The 18286-nt window shown below is 33.1% G+C and carries 12 protein-coding genes; 3 read left to right on the forward strand and 9 right to left on the reverse strand.

Annotated elements, in window-relative coordinates; all coding sequences use genetic code 11:
• The first annotated feature begins 74 nt into the window (after positions 1-74).
• Positions 75-950 (forward strand): NmrA family NAD(P)-binding protein, encoded by an 876-nt coding sequence (locus tag K6T82_RS05460; RefSeq protein WP_223704913.1) that lies wholly within the window; start codon positions 75-77, stop codon positions 948-950.
• 103 nt (positions 951-1053) lie between these two features.
• Here K6T82_RS05460 and K6T82_RS05465 read toward each other — a convergent pair whose 3' ends face one another.
• The 7 genes from K6T82_RS05465 to K6T82_RS05495 form a co-directional block, all read right to left on the reverse strand.
• A complete protein-coding gene (locus tag K6T82_RS05465) occupies positions 1054-2388 on the reverse strand; it encodes a hypothetical protein (protein WP_223704914.1) in 1335 nt (444 codons plus the stop codon).
• 33 nt (positions 2389-2421) lie between these two features.
• The gene (locus K6T82_RS05470) at positions 2422-4815 is read right to left on the reverse strand and encodes a TonB-dependent receptor (protein ID WP_223704915.1); all 2394 of its coding nucleotides are present in this window, start codon (positions 4813-4815) and stop codon (positions 2422-2424) included.
• Between the two features lie 770 nt (positions 4816-5585).
• Positions 5586-6578, reverse strand: a complete 993-nt coding sequence (locus tag K6T82_RS05475) for an FAD:protein FMN transferase (protein ID WP_223704916.1) — start codon at positions 6576-6578, stop codon at positions 5586-5588.
• A 136-nt stretch (positions 6579-6714) separates the two neighbouring features.
• On the reverse strand, positions 6715-8898 hold the full coding sequence (locus K6T82_RS05480; RefSeq protein WP_223704917.1) for a PepSY domain-containing protein: 2184 nt from the start codon (positions 8896-8898) through the stop codon (positions 6715-6717).
• Between the two features lie 27 nt (positions 8899-8925).
• Complete coding sequence (locus K6T82_RS05485) at positions 8926-9408, reverse strand: DUF2271 domain-containing protein (RefSeq protein WP_223704918.1); 483 nt, start codon at positions 9406-9408, stop codon at positions 8926-8928.
• Between the two features lie 109 nt (positions 9409-9517).
• Positions 9518-11008, reverse strand: coding sequence for an ankyrin repeat domain-containing protein (locus K6T82_RS05490; RefSeq protein ID WP_223704919.1), 1491 nt, complete (start codon positions 11006-11008; stop codon positions 9518-9520).
• A gap of 248 nt (positions 11009-11256) precedes the next feature.
• The gene (locus tag K6T82_RS05495; RefSeq protein WP_223704920.1) at positions 11257-12954 is read right to left on the reverse strand and encodes a tetratricopeptide repeat protein; all 1698 of its coding nucleotides are present in this window, start codon (positions 12952-12954) and stop codon (positions 11257-11259) included.
• A 963-nt stretch (positions 12955-13917) separates the two neighbouring features.
• Here K6T82_RS05495 and K6T82_RS05500 point away from each other — a divergent pair.
• Both K6T82_RS05500 and K6T82_RS05505 read left to right on the forward strand, forming a co-directional pair.
• Positions 13918-14892 carry a ribonucleotide-diphosphate reductase subunit beta gene (locus K6T82_RS05500; protein WP_223704921.1) on the forward strand — a complete coding sequence of 325 codons (975 nt, stop codon included), beginning with the start codon at positions 13918-13920 and terminating at the stop codon, positions 14890-14892.
• A gap of 18 nt (positions 14893-14910) precedes the next feature.
• Complete coding sequence (locus K6T82_RS05505; RefSeq protein ID WP_223704922.1) at positions 14911-16605, forward strand: ribonucleoside-diphosphate reductase subunit alpha; 1695 nt, start codon at positions 14911-14913, stop codon at positions 16603-16605.
• A gap of 425 nt (positions 16606-17030) precedes the next feature.
• Here the strand turns inward: K6T82_RS05505 and K6T82_RS05510 are convergent, their stop codons facing one another.
• Together K6T82_RS05510 and ribB are read right to left on the reverse strand one after the other, a co-directional pair.
• Complete coding sequence (locus tag K6T82_RS05510; protein WP_223704923.1) at positions 17031-17603, reverse strand: Crp/Fnr family transcriptional regulator; 573 nt, start codon at positions 17601-17603, stop codon at positions 17031-17033.
• Positions 17603-18265, reverse strand: a complete 663-nt coding sequence (gene ribB / locus K6T82_RS05515; protein WP_223704924.1) for a 3,4-dihydroxy-2-butanone-4-phosphate synthase — start codon at positions 18263-18265, stop codon at positions 17603-17605. Before ribB ends, K6T82_RS05510 begins: the two co-directional genes overlap by 1 nt.
• Positions 18266-18286 lie beyond the last annotated feature (21 nt).

The following is an 18286-nucleotide window of genomic DNA, read 5'->3' on the forward strand; positions in this document are numbered from 1 at the left end:
ACTTTAGGGTAAGTACTTGTATAAAAGTAAGTACAAAGATATCTTTGTCTTGTCAAATAAAAAAACATTTTAAGATGAAAATTATAATTTCAGGTTCATTAGGAAATATCGGAAAGCCATTAGCGGCTCAATTAGTAAAATCGGGACACGATGTAACGGTAATTAGCAGCAATGCAGATCGTAAAGAAGCAATTGAAAACTTAGGTGCAAAAGCGGCAATTGGATCAGTTAGCGATGCTGACTTTCTTTTAAAAACTTTTGAAAATGCAGATGCCCTTTTTGCTATGACTCCTCCAAATATGGGTGGTGTAAATATCGTTAAGAATACGACTGATGCAGGTAGCGCTTTCGCGAAAGCAATCCAACAAGCCAACATTAAGAGAGTAGTGATGTTAAGCAGTATTGGTGCTCATTTACCAACAGGAAACGGACCAATTGCAGGTTTGTATAATATTGAAAAGATTTACGAGAAATTAGACGCTTCTATTACATTTTTAAGAGCGGGATATTTCTATATTAATTTCTTCAATGATATTCCGATGATAAAAGGAGCGGGGATTATGGGGGCTAATTTCCCGGCATCAAACCGTATTCCGTTAGTGCATCCAGAAGATATCGCTTTTGCGACGGCAGAAGAATTACAAAAAAATCAAGAAGGTAAAAACATTCGTTACATCATTAGCGATGTAAAAACACCTTCAGAAATTGTAGAAGCATTTGGTGCAGCAATTGGAAAACCAGAACTTCCTTGGGTTGAGTTTACAGATGAACAATATCTAGGTGGAATGACCCAAGCTGGAGTTCCAGAAGAAATGGCTGGTTTATATACCGAAATGGGAACCGGATTAAGAAATGAAACCATTGCATCCGATTTTTTAAATAATGATGGAAAAGTAGAGGGCAAAATCAAATTGGAAGATTTTGCAAAAGAATTTGCTTTAAAATTTTAAACCTAAAAAAACATTCCGCTTACTATAAATAGAAGCGGAATGTCCAATTAAAAAAAAACTCAAGTTGAATGAATCTTTACAGCTGTTTTACAGCTGTATTTTTTTAGAATACCCCAATGTAGTGGTTTCCTGCTTTGTTTATTAGTTTTGCACCTTTAGTAACTCTTCCAGTAGGAATATCAATTACGTAAATGTTACCATCTTTTCCAACTGGAGTAACAGCGATGTAGAATTCATTTCCGTCTACAACAAAACCTTGATATTGACCAAAGTTCAAGTCAGCATCATAATCAATACCTTCTACTCTTGTAGCTGTTTTTGCATTCAAATCAAGTCTTGCTAAGTAACCTTGTTCAGTTCCTTCGTAAGTATAAACAGCATAAGCAATTCCGTTTCCAGCATATCTCCAAGCATCGATATAACTTCCTTTAATTCCTAGAGCTGTATCTAAACTGAATACATAAGAATTGTCGTATTCGTTACTTTGGTTGATTTTAAGGATGTAAGAACCTTTTTTAGCATCTCTTTGAGTTGCTTGATAGATGTTTCCGTCGTTTGCTACGAAGCTGTTAAAACTTCTGTATCCACTTGTGTCTCCAAATCCAACAGTAGAAGTAATTACTTTCGGATTTTGTAATGAAGGATAATCAACAACAACAGATTTTGAACCTAAACGATCAAAAGAAGGCTCATTTGCACCTGTTAGCGGATTTGTTTTACGCATCCAAGTTCCGATAATTAACTTATCTCCAGCTTTGTTTAAAGTTGGTGCATCCAAACGGAAAATATGGTGTCCTTGACTTTCTTCTGCAGTCGTCAACGGAATTTCATATTGTCTGTAATCTGAAATCAAAGATTTTTGTAAATCTAGACTTAAAACAGTAGAAGAACCTCTTGTATACTTGTATGTTTTTCCGTCTGCTTCTGTTACAACAACTGGTGCAGTTACGTTTACAGCAACTCCGGTTTTATCACCATCAAATAATTTTACCCATCTTGGAGATGTTCCTGCATATTGAGAAATATTGGCAGTAATATCAGATTTTACAAAGTTTTTTGCTCCATTAACTTTGTAAGTCATGAATTCACCTCCGTTTGTACCAGTGTAAGTAATATTGAAAAGTGTATTTCCGTCTACAGAAGATTGTAAACGAGCTGTTCTGTTAGATTGTACACCTTCACCATTGTCAAAAACATTAACCGAAATGTTTGGGTTTATAGCATCTTCTTTAGAAATAGAGTAAATTCTAGTTCCACCATTTCCATCTCCAGGATCTGTTTGCATTAAAGCTCCAGCTACTGTAATCCAACGTCCTTCTGTTATAGGGTTTACAGGTTCTGCTTCTTTATTATTATCATCACTGCTGCAGCTTGTAGTAAGTGCAAATGTGGTCAAGACTAGTCCACATGCAAGTAATTTAAAAGTACCTTTTTTCATAGTTATATTTATTAAAAATTAATTAATCAGTTACTAAAATTTATTAAGTGTGTAGTTTATTTTCAAAAAGAAAGCTCTTCCAGGTTTTTGAACCGCAAAATTGTCGTAGACCTGCTGGTTTGTAATGTTTTTAGCATCAAAACTGGCAATAAACTTTCTGTTAGGGAAAGTATAACTCAACCCTAAATCGTGCGGAAACTGCACTGGTGTTCTATCGTCTTCATTATTCAGCCAGTTGGTGTAAAAAGCTCCGACATATCCAAAATTGTAAAAGAGACTTAATTGAGAGTTTTTCTGCAATACATCTTTAAAATTATATTGAGCATTACCATTTACAGTAAAAAAGGGTTCATTTGGAAATTGTTTGTTGTAATTATCCAATTGTACTCCGTTTTTATCATATTGATCTTTAGAACGAGATGTAAACTGCGACATATTCATAGATAGAAACAATCTGTTTTTATGAGAATATTCTGCAGAGGCTTCGTAACCAAGAGATTGTGCTTTTCCTAAATTAACGGAAGGTGCAACTTCTAATGCTTCATTTAAACGAACACTAAACTGTCGTGCAATTTTATCTTTTGTATTTCTCCAAAAACCAGATCCGTTAAAACTAAATTTGTGATTATTGATGATGTAAGGACCAAATCGTAAACCAACATTTAAATTATTACTCTGCTCAGGTTTTAATGAACTATTACTGCTTTGATTTTCTCCTGGATTTCCAAATATTTCAATTTCAGAAGGAAGTCGGATTGCCTTTTCTGCAGAAAGAGAAAACATTAATTTTGAAGTTATAAAGTAAGAAGTTGCCAAACCATAACCATAAAAAGTAGTATTGTTACTTTCTAATTTTTCCTCAACAGTTGTGTTGCCATTTGTAAGTACGGGTGTTCTTTGTTCTGTTTTTTGATTGTAACGTTTTCCGAAGAGGTTCGTTCTTAGTCGAGAATTAAGAGCTTCTAATTCGTATGCAAATGACAAAATATTTTTTTGAAGTTCTCTTTTTTGTTGAAAATCTCTTTCCAATTGCGATTTCATTTCATCATAATCATCCCTGTCAAATGAATATAACATACTGCTGAAAACAAATCGATGATTTTCATTTAACGTATAATTTAAGCCGCTTCTAGTACTGAATATTTTGTTATTCAAATGAAGAATTGTCGGTTGTCCTTGCTGCGCTCCATTAGGAGTTAGTATAGGTTCACCGCGAAGACCAATTACCTTTTCTCCAAACCAATTGTAATTCCATTTAACGGTGTCATTTACAACTTCTCCTCTTTGACTAAAAACAGAATTCACTGTAAATTCAAGACCTTTTACGATGAAGTCTTTTTTAGCATAATTAATACTTACAACCTGTGCATCAGATTCTGTAAATCGACCTTTATAGGGTCTAGACATCGATTGACCGTGTTGGATTTCTTTATAGTCGTCAGAAGCATTAAAACCTATTAAAAAGCTGTCTGCCCAGTTTACGTTTGTAAAACCGGCTTCAATTCTTCCGCCAAATGAACGGTAAGCGTCTTCAAAACGTTTCGCTTTGATAAAAACTTTTTGCCCGTTTGGAAGAATATTATAAGCAAATTTACCCCAGATTTCATAATCATTATCCGAATAATTATAGAAACCAGAACCTTTCAAAGTAAAGCCCGATTTATCTCTGTAAGTCGTATTAAAATTAGATTGAAATGTATTAAACGAACCATAAGAAGCAGAAGCGCTTAAAGTGTTTTTTGCACCTTTTTTCAGTATTACATTAATCGCTCCCCCTAAGGCATCGTCAGCTAGATGTGCTGGTACTACTCCTTTGTAAACTTCTATTCTATCTATTAATGCTGGAGGAATACTATTTAAGTTAAAAGAAGAACCGTAAGTTGAAATCGGAATTCCATCTATAAATATTCTAATAGCATTGCCGGTCATTCCATTTAAGTTGTAAGAGACATTTGAGCCCAATCCACCGTTTTGTCTGATTCTAACACCAACAGATTGTCCCAATAATTCATTGGTCTGAATGTTTCTTTTAGCAGCTTCCTGTGTATCTATAACGTTGACTGAAAACCCTTTTTCTAGAATTTCTTTCTTAACGGTTTTCTTTTGAAGTACAACTTCTTTTAATGACCTAGCATCATTTCTTTCGATAGAAATATTGAACTCTATATTTGGTTGGTTGATTTTAACTTTTGTAGTTCTGGTTTGGCCTTCCATAGAAGAAGTCTCCAAAATGTACTCTCCATATTTTAAGTCTTTAAATTCGTAACGACCATAATCGTTAACAACGGCATATTTTTGAGTTCCTTTGATAGTAACTGATGAACCATAAGCTAATTCATCTTTTCCAAAAGTCACTTTTCCCGTTAGATTTCCAGTTTGCGACCAGGCTGAAATAGTAAATAAAAATAATAGTAAAATTGTTCTCATGTTGAGTCTGCGTGTAAAAGTGGTGCAAACTTATATGATAATTTAAATTTAATCTAAATAAAGCAATTAGAAGATTATTAGAATTGCGAAGAGCGTTCTAATGTTATTTTAATGTAAATTATTAATTGTGAATAATTGTTAATTGTTAATTATGAATGGTGAATTGGGAAACGTAAAATGCGAATCTATGTTTTACTTTCGGCTCTTTTTGTCGTACTGAGCGTCCCGAAGTTTCGGGAGAAGGATATGCGCAAAGATTTTTTTCTAATGAAAATGAAATAATCTCGCAAAGTCGCATGGTCGCAAAGTTTTTATGAATTGCCTCCAGCTTTAGCTGATGGTTATTTTGTAGCACAAATAAAAAAGGCTTTAGCCGAAAAGCAGTTCGGCTAAAGCCTTGACATAGCTTTATTTTACACCTCCATCTAAAGCTGGAGGCAATTCAAAAAAAGCATATCAAACATAGCCCAAGGTTTCAACCTTGGGAACGCAAAGGAATTAACAATATGTTGCCATAAAAACGTTTCCCAAGGTTAAAACCTTGGGCTATATTTTAATTTTTACGTCTTTTTTGTCATTTCGACGAATCTTTGTCGAATTATTAGTGTGATTTCTCCTTTCGTCGAAATGACAAACGTTATGATAAAAACGTCAAGTAAAATAAAATAAAACTCTGCGCCTTAGCGACTTTGCGAGATAAAAAAAAGGATTGTATGACTTTGCTCAGAAAAGACAAAGAATGGCATAATTAACAATTCACCATTAACAACTTATAATTTATAAGAGAAGTTTTTAGACTTAACCACTTTCCCTTTATCCGTAATCATCAAACAGCTATATTCAGGGAATTTTTGAAGTAATAGTAAACCTTCTTTCTGACCTAAAACCATCATTGAAGTACTTAATCCATTGGCAGTTTCGGCATTTGGACCAAAAACCGTGACACTGCACAAACCAGTTGCAGGATATCCAGTTGCAGGATTTATAATGTGTGAATATCGTTTTCCATCAAAAACAACAAATTTTTCATAATTGCCGGAGGTGGTTACAGCACCTTGTTTTAAAGGAACAGTTGCTATCAATTTTTCAGGATTAAACGGATTAGTAATTCCGATTTTCCAGTCATTTCCATTAGGTTGTTTCCCCCAAGTGCTCATGTCTCCGGAACCATTTATAATTCCGGCCTGAATGCCTTTTTCAAGCATCATTTTTCGACATTTATCAGTAGCGTAGCCTTCGCCCAAAGCGCCAAAACCGATTTTCATACCTTTTAATTTTAGAAAAATTGTCGATTCGGTACTATCTAAAATGATGTTTTTATAGCCCACTTTTTCTACAGATTTTTTTATGGCTTCCGCCGAAGGCATTTCGGTCATCGAGCCGTCAAATTTCCAAACACGATCTAAAGCCGCAAAACTAACGTCGAATCCGCCATTGGTAATTTCAGAAAATTTAATTGCTCTTTGGGCTAATTCAAAAACTTCACGATCCACTTTTATTGGTTTTATCCCTGCATTCTGATTGACTTCAGAAACTTGAGAATCAGGTTTCCAGTCTGAAATTAAACTTTCAATTCGACTAATTTCTTCAATAACAAGATTAATATTTTGTTCTGCCGAAAGCGAATCTTTATCCACAATACTAATGTCAAATCTTCCCCCCATAAGAAGCGTTGTTCTTTTTCTTAAAACTTGCGAATGCATTGAAAAACAGCAAGTAATTAAGAGAAAAAAAAGAATTTTATGTGATGATAATTTTAGCATTAAAATTAGAATATTTTAGTTTTAGCTCCAGCGGAGCATAATATTTATAGAACTAGATTTATGTTTATGAATAAAGCTCCAAAGGAGCGACACATCAACCACCAACAATCAACCACCAACCATCAACCATTAACAATTAATAACAATCCGTTAAAAATTGTTTATTAGCCTTATATTCTTCCAGTGTTTTTAATCCTTTTTCTAAAAGCAATTCACTCAAAATGGCTTCAACATCTTTTTGCATTGCAAGTGAACCACAAATCATAATAACTCCGTCTCTTTTCAATAAAGTAGCAAAAAACAGCACATCTCTTTTAATTAAATCCATGACATAAATATGTTCATTTTCGCGAGATAGTGCCATATGGAAATTATCCAGATGCTCTTTTTGAATCATAATTGCAGCGAACTTTTTATATGCCATTAAAGTTGGAGTTTCCATTCTAAATCCGCTGTACAAATGAAGTTCCTGCTTTTGGTTATTTTGTTCGATCATTCCTAAGAAAGGTGCAATTCCTGTTCCGTTGGAAATGAATGCTACTTTTGAAGCTTTCTTTGGAAGATGAAAAGTTGGATTTTTAATAATTCTCGCTTTGATTGTATTTCCAGGCTCCAAATTATTCAAATAAGAAGAACCTAATCCGTTTGGATGCAGTTTTACGACCAATTGAATATTACCAGAATGATTTCCGATAGAGTAGAGGCGCTCTCTAGAATCATTAGCAGGATAAATCGCTAGTAAATCACCAGAACTGAATTTTGTTCTTGCATTAGCTCTTAAAGTCAAAATAAAAGTATGTTCTGTTTCCGAAATTGGCGTTTTATCCAAAACCATTAATTTCTGTAAACCTTTCGGAACATGATTGTATAAAGATGGTGTTGTTGCTAAAGGAATTCCCGTTTTTGCACTCCATAATTTTACCCATTGAACAAATTCAATTGCCGATTTATCATTTACGGTCTGCAAATCCAAATAACGTTCTGTCCAATTTTGATTTTCTAAAAGCTGATCAATTTCAATGGCAAATCCGCAAAAATCCGGATATGATTTCGAGCCAAATCCAACCACAGAAAAATTGATTTTTTGCTTCTGATTTTGTCTTTCCAATAAAGTTTTGAATTGCGTTCCGTTTGAAGGTGCATCTCCCAAACCATGCGTAGAAGAAAAAACGATAATATGCTCTGCTTTCGGATAAGCTGTGAACTTATTCAATTCACTAATAAAAACCTTGTGTCCGTGCGTAATCAATTGTTTCTGAATCGCATTGGCAAATCGGAAAGAACTTCCGTTTTCAGAACCGACCAAAAGGATAATCGTACTTTCATTTGCCTTAAATTTATTTTTCATTCGACTTGCTCTTCTTTTTAAAGTAATGGCAAAACCAGAATAAATGAAAAATAAAATGTTGATACAAGCAATGGCTAAAATGACCGCCCAGATTCCATTAATTCTTCCCGTATGAAGATCAAGACTCAAAGCAGCATATTGCGCTGTCATTGGCGATAGCTTTTCAGAAATTACGGCACCAGTAACCTGATTTACTTCAACTTCGCGATCTTTTAGCTCAATGATATAGTATTCTTCTGGATCATCGGTAAAAGGAAATTCTATTTTTTTTACATCAGATAATAAAGTCGTGTTAAAGATGGAAGCTGTTTTGGCTTTTGCCGAAATTTCTGTTTTTACAGGTTTTGCTTTTTCTTCACCCATAAAAAAGTTAAACCTTTCTAGTGATAGATAAGTTCCGGTAAGCGAAATAATCAAAATCGGAATTAAAGCCAGTCTTCCTAAAAGCACATGATAATATTGTGCAAAGTATTCTTTGATTATTTTAGAAAAGAAATTTCGGATGCCGCGTTGTCTTTTTAAAACAAGCACGAAACCCGAAATTGATATCATTAGTAAACAAAAAGAAATGACGCCTACAAAAAAACGTCCTGCCTCATGAAGAAACAGCGAACGGTGCAAACTCGTAATCCATTTGATGAATTCCGATTTTTTTACAGGAGTTCCTAATGCTTTTCCAGTTTTTGGATCAATATAAGCGTTAATATCATTTCCGTCTGCATCAATTGCCTGAAGCGTTACAAACTGGTTGTAGTCTACACTCAATTCAGTAATTTCCGAATACTCTTTTTTAAGGATCGGCAGCGTTTCGCCTAAAGTTATTTTATTGAAATTCTCAGCTTTATACGGAAGTGTTTTTTCCTGAACTGCATCAACCGCCAGAATAATTCCGGTAACCGAAGCCAAAAGCAAAAAAATAGAAGAAAATAAGGCCAAAGCCAAGTGTGCGTAACGCCAAAAAGAAAGAGTCATTGAATGTATTCTAGAAATGTAATCGTATTATATTTTGCTTAATCTTACGTATTTGATGTAACCTTTTCCATCCGTTTTATCTGCAAGACCTTCTGTTGTAAGCGGAATTTCAAGATCGCTCACATAATATTTCTGATCTTCAACGGCAGACTCAAAACGCAGTTTGTATCCTTTATTAATTTTAGAATTTTCAATTTCAATAGTTGTCACACTACGATCTCCGCCCGTTACAGAAGCACCAGTTTTTGCACTGATATCGTCTGATTTTGCAGTATGAAATTTATTCCATTCTTTTAAAGATTTGTACCATTTCTTGTCATCACCCATTACATAAAGCGTTTTTTCGTATTCGCCAGAAGAATTAATTAACGAAACTACGATATAAGCACCTTCTCCCATATAATTATTCATCTGCAACATAATCTTGTATTTGCTTGATTGTGCCTGAGTTTGGAAAGATGCTAAAAAAATAAAAGCGCTTGTAAGAGCAATTTTTAATATTGATTTCATAAAATTTATTTGTATTGATTGGTAATTTGAATTCCAAAATTCAAATTCCAAATCCCAAAAATAGAGTTTGGAATTTGGAATTTCAAATATTGATTATTAATTAATTGTATTATTTTAAAAATTCAACAGAAACGTTGTTTTTGGTAAGTAAGTCATTTTCTTTAGCCAAAGCATAAGCTGTTTCGTCAAATTCTGTATGAATGTCTTTTTTGGCTCCAACAGAAACAAGATATTTTAAGATTGAGTCATCTTTAGAAGTCATTGCAGCTCTGTGTAAAGCAGTTAAACCATCTTTGTTTTTAGCATTGACATCTACTTTCAAATCTGTGATTTTTTTAAGAAGAGAAACATCATTTTTTGTAATCGCTAAATGATATAAAGTATTCCCGTCTTTTTGAGCTGTTGCTAAGTTCAATCCTTTATCCTGAAGTAATTTAGCTTTTGCATCAAACGGATCAACAGCTACTTTTTCTCTTCCAGCTGGACGGTAAGATTGTACTAGATAAACACCTAGATTATTTCCATCTTTATCTTTTACATTAACATCGGCACCTTTTGCTAGAAGTAAACTTACGGCTTCTGGAGTTCCGTATCTAACAGCACTTGTTAAAGCAGATTCTCCTTTTACATTTTGAGCGTTAATGTTTTTTGCTGTCGGAAGAAGTAATTCTAAAACAGCAGTTTCTCTTGCTGAAGCTGCAGCCATTAAAGGTGTATTTCCTTCTTTATCAGCTTTGTTCGCATCAACTCCTTTGGCCAAGAAATATTTAATGATTTCAGTCTGATTTGGTTTTCCAGCCAAAATATGCAATACATTTTGTCCTGCTTTGTTTTGAGCTGTAGCTTTAACTTTTGCTTCTTCAACCAAATACTTATACGTTTCTAAAGTGTTTGTTTCTCTACGACTTCCTTGCGCCGCAATTAAAAGTGCAGTGTCAGTTGGCTTAATTCCTTTTTCTAAAAGTTTTTTCAAAAGGGCAATATTTCCAGATCTTGCTGCATAAGAAAAAGCAGTATTTCCGTCATTATCAACATCTTTTAACGACATTCCTTTAGTAGAAAAATACTCAGCAGCTTTTAAATCTTTATCTGAGGCAATTGCCAAAAGTAAAAGATTGGCACCGTTAGCGTATTTTTTTGTCGGATTTACTCCAGCTTTAAAAAATGCATCGTACATCGCTGGATTTGACTGTCCGTTTGAAGCTGCAAAATCTGCAGGCGCAGTTCCGTGGCTGTCTTCAAAATTTACATCAGAACCTTTACCTATAAGGTATTGAACTAATTCAGTATTTCCTCTGTAAGCCGCCCAGTGTAAGTAAATACGGTTATCGTGGGTTAGTTTTGTAATTGAATTTCCAGGTTGTTCTACTAAAAATTTGATGGTTGTAAATGGAGCATCGTTATTAATTGCTAAAGTAGTAACATCAAACGCGTTTGCATTAGCTTCTGCCGGATTATTTCCTTTAGTGATTTCTGCCTGAACCGTTTCAACAGTTGGAGAAGTTTTCCAAAAAGCAGCATCTAACAACGAGTTTTTTTGCTGTGCATTTACAAATAAAGTCGCAGCAAATGCAAAAGAAACGAAAAGATTCTTTTTCATATTTCGATAATTTATGGTTATTGAATTGTACAAGATTAATTTAATTTTTGAGGGAAATATTTTTATCTATTTAGAATAAATAAAAATAAAGCAAATGTAAAAATTAATATTTTTAAATCAAGTATAATTTGCTGTAAAAAGGGATTTTTAGTGCAGTTTTTGTAAAAATTAAGGATTGCTTAAGCTAATTTTAATTTAGTTTTAATTGAATACCTTTTTTTAGAAGCCATTTTATATGAAAGAGAGTCTTAACCGAAACGGCCAAAAAGAGCTTTATAGTTGTCTCCAAGTTCTTTTTTGAGTTTTATTTTTAGTTCTTTTACACACTCATTCGTAATTTCCATTAATTCGGCAATTTCATGGTTGCTGAAATCAAGTCTTTGGAGCATTAATATTCTTTCGGTAGAAGAAGTAATCTCTGGAAAATTTTGATGCAATAAGGCGTAGAATTTTGGACATCCTTTTTGAAATTCTTTTGTAAAAGCCGTCCATTCCTGATCTGTCATTAAGTGTGACTGGAGTAGGGTGTTTAATTTTCCTTTACTTTTTTCTAAATAATTAAAAGATGATTTCTGGATATTTTCAATCTCAGTTTTGAGATTTTTTATCTGGACGCTTTTCTCTTTCAGGTAATCTATTTGAGATTTAAGATTTTGATGATCTTTCTGATCTATTTTTGCTTTTTCAGATTCAAAGGCAGCTACTTTTTGCTCGTATTGGATATTTCTGTCTCTGTATTTTTTTATAAAATAAACCAACACCAGTAAAATGATACTGGACAGCATGGTTACTATAATAAAGTAGAATTTTTTTAAGATGGTTTCGTACTTATTTTTTTCTTCATTAATACGCAATTGGTAATTGTTCTTTTCAATAATCCAGTTGGCCTGATTGATAGCAGTATCACCATCTTCACTTTGGAGTGAATCTTCAATAGCGGCCATTCGTCGTCTCAAATTCAATTCACTTTCTGTTGAGTTTTGTAGTTTTAAGATCTGCAGTTTTAATTTGATAATCTGTAATTCAGATTTTTTAAAATAAGATTTTGTTACCGCAATATCTTCCGCTTTTTGCAAATATTCCATGGCCGCTTCCGGGCGATTGTTCTTAAAAAATAATTCTGCCAGTAAAATAGAAGCATACATGGTGTTCTGGTCACTTTTGTTTTGTTCCGAAATTTGAATGTCCTTTTTTAGGAAAGAAATAGCAGTTGCAAAATCGCCCTTTTGTTGACTGACCATTGCCAAGTCGCCCAATGCTTTTGCATATCGTACATCATCATGAATTTGGCTGGATATTTTTGCAGTTTCATTTAAGTAATGCGAAGCCATTTTATAATCTTGAATACGCAGATAGTTTAACCCAATAGAATTAATAATAGAGGCATATTCAGAAGTATTTTTTTTTGCTTGTTTTTCGGCAAGTTTTAAATAATGCAATGATTTGTTATAATCGCCAAATGTGTTTAGAATCCATCCAATTCTTTTATAGGTTTCGTCTGCATTTATAATTTGTTCAGCTCGAAGTGGTTCAAGATTTTCCATTATTTCTAATAGAAAAGGAGTCAGTTTGATATAATCTCTATAAAAATATAAATAGTTGATATAATTGAGTTTTGACCATATTTCTAAACCAATATTATCAGATGTTTTAGCTTTTTGTATGGAACTCAAATAATAGTTTTCAGAGGTTTTGTTGCGCTTATTATAGAAGTTGCTGTAACCATTTGCTAATAAACCTTCATAAAGAACTTTATTTTCTGAAGTATTTAAAGGATTAAGATAATTTTTTAGAGCTGTTGTATCCCTACCAAAATTCTTCTCTTGCAGTAAAATGGATTCTATACTATTAATATAGTTTTTTGAAGAATTAATTTGCAGTTTTTGTGCATTAATTGAAAATGCATAGCAAAGTAAAACAATAAAGTAGATTTTTTTGGCAGACATTAAATGCGTTTTGGCAGATGGCGTTTTAATAATAAAATTAATAAAAAATAATATTTTTTAAGTAGTAATATTCTTAAAATGTTGATTTATAGTGTTTTTGTTCGGAATAGTACGCTTCATTTTATCTGCTCTTTTAAATGTATTTTAGATGCTAAAGTTTAATCTTGATTTCTCAATATGAAATGCAAGTTAAATTATTCGTAAAATAATTTTTCAGGTATTTCTACGCATTTTCTACAGAGAACAATTTTTATATTCAATGTATTTTAAATATAAAGAATGTATTTAGAAAATCAATAAATAATTCATTTCGACTATAATTAGTACCAAAAGTTTTCTGCTTTTAAAACTCATTTAATTTCTTCTATTTCATTTTAAAACGGATCATTTTGGGTACGCAATCTTCCTTTTCAGACGTTTTTCGATGTTGCATTTGTTTTGACAAAAATTAAAGTAGAATAATACCATTTTTTATCATTTTTGAATAAAGTTTTTAGAAGTTGTAAAATCTTGTTAAGCGTAACAAATTGTTTTTAAAAAGATTAAAGGTTTAGTTTATCGAAAATACGCGCCAATATTATTTAGAATAATTATTAATAAAAGACGTTTTTTTTAATTGAAATTATTCTTCAAACTTGTGTTTTCAAAAAGTAACTGTTAATAACTGTTTTTGGTTTACACCTAAAAAACATCATTTTTTCATGTTGATAACTTAACATTAATTTTAAGGAAGATGCTAGTTCATTGCGAATTACAACTTATTATTTTCATGTTGATAAAATTTACAAGATCACTCTTTTTCGAGGTTTTAAAACTGTTGATAATTGGATGGATTTTTAACAACAAAAAGTAGACAAAAGAATAACTGCGGGTTAAATTTGTAATTATAGAAATCACGCCAACCCGACCCCAAATTTGAGCGATCGTTTTTCTATGTCAATTTTGTCACTTAAAACTCTATATATGTCAATTTTCGATAAAAGAATCAACTATAAACCTTTCGAATATCCAGAGGTTCTGCAATTTACCGAAGCAATAAATAAAGCTTACTGGGTACATACCGAAGTAGATTTTACTGCCGATACACAAGACTTTCACGCACATTTGAATGTTGCTGAGAAAACAGCAATCAAAAACAGTTTATTGGCTATTGCACAGATTGAGGTAGCTGTAAAAAGTTTTTGGGGAAATATATACGAGCATTTTCCAAAACCAGAATTCAACGGATTGGGAACTACTTTTGCAGAATGCGAATTCAGACATTCTGAAGCCTATTCTCGTTTATTGGAAGTTTTGGGTTATAATGACGAATTCGAAAGATTATTGGATGTTCCTGTAGTACGCAGACGTGTAGATTACTTGTCGAATGTATTGAAAGACACGAAGTCTCAAGACAACAGAAAATATATGGTGTCGCTGATTTTGTTCAGTATTTTAATTGAAAACGTTTCGTTATTCAGTCAATTTGCCATTCTATTGTCATTCACAAGATTCAAAGGATACATGAAAAATGTGAGCAATATTATCGCTTGGACTTCTATCGACGAACAGATTCATGCCAATGGCGGAATTTACATTATCAATAAAATCCGTGAAGAGTTTCCGGAATATTTTGATGCAGATACTTTAGAATTAATAAGAGAAACAGTTAAAGAATCAATTACTGTTGAAGCAGATATTTTAGACTGGATTTTTGAAGACGGAGCTGTAGAGACCATTAACAAAGAAGATCTAGTGAATTTCATGAAATTTAGAATTGATGAAAGTCTAAAACAAATCAATATTGAAACAATATTTAATGTTGCTCCAGAAGAGTATTCAAAAATGACTTGGTTTGAAGAAGAAGTTTTTGCAAACAGTCTAGATGATTTCTTTGCTAAACGTCCGGTTGAATACACAAAACACGACAAGAGTATCACAGCAAACGATCTTTTCTAATACAAGCCCATAACATTTATGAATACAATAGACACAAACCCAGCAAATAATTTTGAAACACAAAACGATACCAAAATGTGGTGGAAGAACTCTGAAAGTGAGCAGATTCTAAACCGTGGTTATCTTTTGAAAGGAGAGACAGTAGAAGGTGCAATTGACAGAATTTGTACGGCTGCTTCAAAAAGACTTTACAAACCAGAATTGAAAGAGTCTTTTATGGAAATGATTGAAAGAGGCTGGATGAGTATCAGTTCGCCAGTTTGGGCCAATATGGGAACAGAAAGAGGTTTGCCTATTTCTTGTTTTAATGTTCACGTTCCAGATAAAATTGAAGGTATTACACATAAATTGGGAGAAGTAATCATGCAAACCAAAATTGGAGGTGGAACTTCTGGTTATTTTGGTGAATTACGTGAACGCGGAAGTGCTGTAACAGACAACGGAAAGAGTAGTGGAGCAGTAAGTTTTATGAAACTTTTTGATACAGCAATGGATACGATTTCTCAAGGCGGTGTTCGTCGTGGTGCATTTGCTGCCTATTTGGATATTGATCACCCGGATATCGAAGAATTTTTGAAGATTAAGAGTATCGGAAATCCAATTCAGAACTTGTTTACTGGAATTTGCGTGCCAGATTACTGGATGCAGGAAATGATTGATGGCGATGCAGAAAAAAGACAAGTTTGGGCTAAAGTTTTAGAAAGTCGTCAACAAAAAGGATTGCCTTATATTTTCTTTAGTGACAACGTAAATAAAAATAAACCACAAGTTTATAAAGATCAGAATTTAAGAATCAACGCAAGTAATTTGTGTAGCGAGATTATGTTACCGTCAAGCCAAGACGAATCATTTATCTGTTGTCTTTCTTCTATGAACTTAGAATTATATGATGAATGGAAAGATACGGAAGCAGTAAAATTGGCGATCTTTTTCTTAGACGCTGTTTTACAGGAATTCATCGAGAAAACAGAAGGGAACTATTATCTTTCTGCGGCTAATAAATTTGCAAAAAGACACCGTGCACTTGGTTTAGGAGTTTTAGGATGGCATTCTTATCTTCAGAAAAATATGATTCCGTTTGAAGGAATGGAAGCGAAAATGAAAACTACAGAGATTTTCAAACATATTAGTGATAAAGCAGATAAAGCAAGTCAGGATTTAGCTAGAATTTACGGAGAACCAGAATTGTTAAAAGGTTACGGAAGACGTAATACAACAACAATGGCAATTGCTCCAACAACTTCATCTTCTGCAATTTTAGGACAAACTTCTCCAGGAATTGAACCTTTCAGCAGTAACTATTACAAAGCTGGATTGAGCAAAGGAAATTTCATGCGTAAAAACAAATACCTTAAAAAATTGCTTGAAGAAAAAGGTTTGGATAACGAAGAAGTTTGGAGAGGAATTATGCTAAATGGAGGAAGTGTCCAGTATATGGAACAATTGACTCAGCAAGAAAAAGATGTTTTCAAAACATTTAAAGAAATCAGTCAGTTGGAAATTGTACAACAAGCAGGAATTCGCCAAAAATTTGTAGATCAAGGACAAAGTTTAAATCTTAACATTCCAGCAGAATTGGCAATTAAAGATGTAAACCGACTAATGATCGAAGCTTGGCAACAAGGAGTAAAAAGTTTGTACTACCAAAGAAGCCAAAGTGTTTCTAAAGAATTGGTAACAAGTCTGGTTTCTTGCAGCAGTTGCGAATCATAAAAAAAATCAAAGGCCGAATCTGAATTTAAGATTCGGCTTTTTTATTGGTTTTAAACACATAGAAACATAGTTTTTCTTTCTTTAAAAAGGGATTTGAAAGAAACTAGTTTCTAACACATAGTTCTCAAACTTCCGCCAGAACTTTGTCAAAGTTTTAAACTTTGAAAAAATTAATGAGAACAGATTTATAAAGATTTATGCAGATTAAAACAGATATGAATTGCCTCCAGCTTTAGAAGGAGGTACAGAAAGCAAGTAAGAAGGCTTTAGCCAAACTTTGAATTTGGCTAAAGCCTTTTAATGATTTAAAACAAAAACCTCCAGCTAAAGCTGGAGGCAATTCATATTAAAATAAAAATTAATTAAATTCGTGAATTACTGGCTAGAAAAACTTAGTGTCTTAGCGCCTTAGTGGCTAAAAAAAACTAAATCTTAGACTTCAATCGACTCAAAGTTTCCTGAGAAATATTAATATAAGAAGCCACAATTTTATTAGGTAGTCTTTTTACAATCGCAGGATTTATTTTCAAAAGCTGATTGTATCTTTCCAACGCATCCATAGTCGTAAAAGACATTAAACGATTGGCATTATTTACATAGGCTTTTTCCAGATAATTACTGTAGAACTCCCGCCATTGCGGAATTATTTTCATTAAATGATTAAAATCCTCATGAGAAATAGTCAGCAATTCCGATTTTTCTACAACTTGAATACTTTCTAAAGCAGGCATTTTGGTAATAAAACTCACCAAAGCCGTAGCAAACTGATTCTCAAAAGCAATATATCTCGTAACGTCTTTCCCTTCTTCGTTAATAAAAAAGATTCGAAGGCATCCTTTGGAAACAAAAAAAGTCTCATGACTGATTTGACCTTGAGCTAATAAAATCTCATTTTTTCCTCTTTTAATTAATTTGAAACAGGAAAGAATGGTTTCTAAATCTTCATTAGAAACATCGATACTTTTTCGAATGGAATTGCCAAGCTGTTCGTATATCATTAATTGTAATCTCTAACAAATTTGCGGTAATACACAATATCTTCAATAGATAAAACTACCAAATCATGTTCTTGTGCAAAGCTAACAATTTTGGCCAGTTTCGCCATGCTTCCGTCTTCGTTCATCAATTCGCACAAAACAGCTTCAGGTTGTAAACCAGCTAATTTCATCAAATCGACACTTCCTTCAGTGTGGCCATTTCGTCCTAAAACACCATTTTCATTTGCTCTAAGAGGAAAAATATGTCCCGGTCTGGCTAAATCTTCTGGTTTTGCATTTGCTGCAATAGCAGTTTTAATTGTTGTAATTCGGTCTTGAGCAGAAACTCCGGTTGTTACGCCATTTCTAGCTTCAATAGTAATGGTAAAAGGAGTTTGAAAACTACTGGTATTTTCTTTTACCATGTAGGGAAGTTCCAGTTCATCTGCTTTTTCATTTGTCAAGCAAAGACAGACAATTCCGCTGCATTCACGAATCATTAAAGCCATATCTTGAACATTCATATGTTGAGCAGAAAATATAAGATCGCCTTCATTCTCTCTGTTTTCATCATCCGTTACAAGAACTCCCTTTCCTTTTTTAAGTTGTTCTAATGCATTTTCAACACGTTCTTTACTTGTAATCCCAAACTGTACTAACGGACTTATTGCTGTACTTATCATTTTATATATTTTACATTTATT

The organism is Flavobacterium potami (assembly GCF_020026915.1).
Taxonomy (GTDB): domain Bacteria; phylum Bacteroidota; class Bacteroidia; order Flavobacteriales; family Flavobacteriaceae; genus Flavobacterium; species Flavobacterium potami.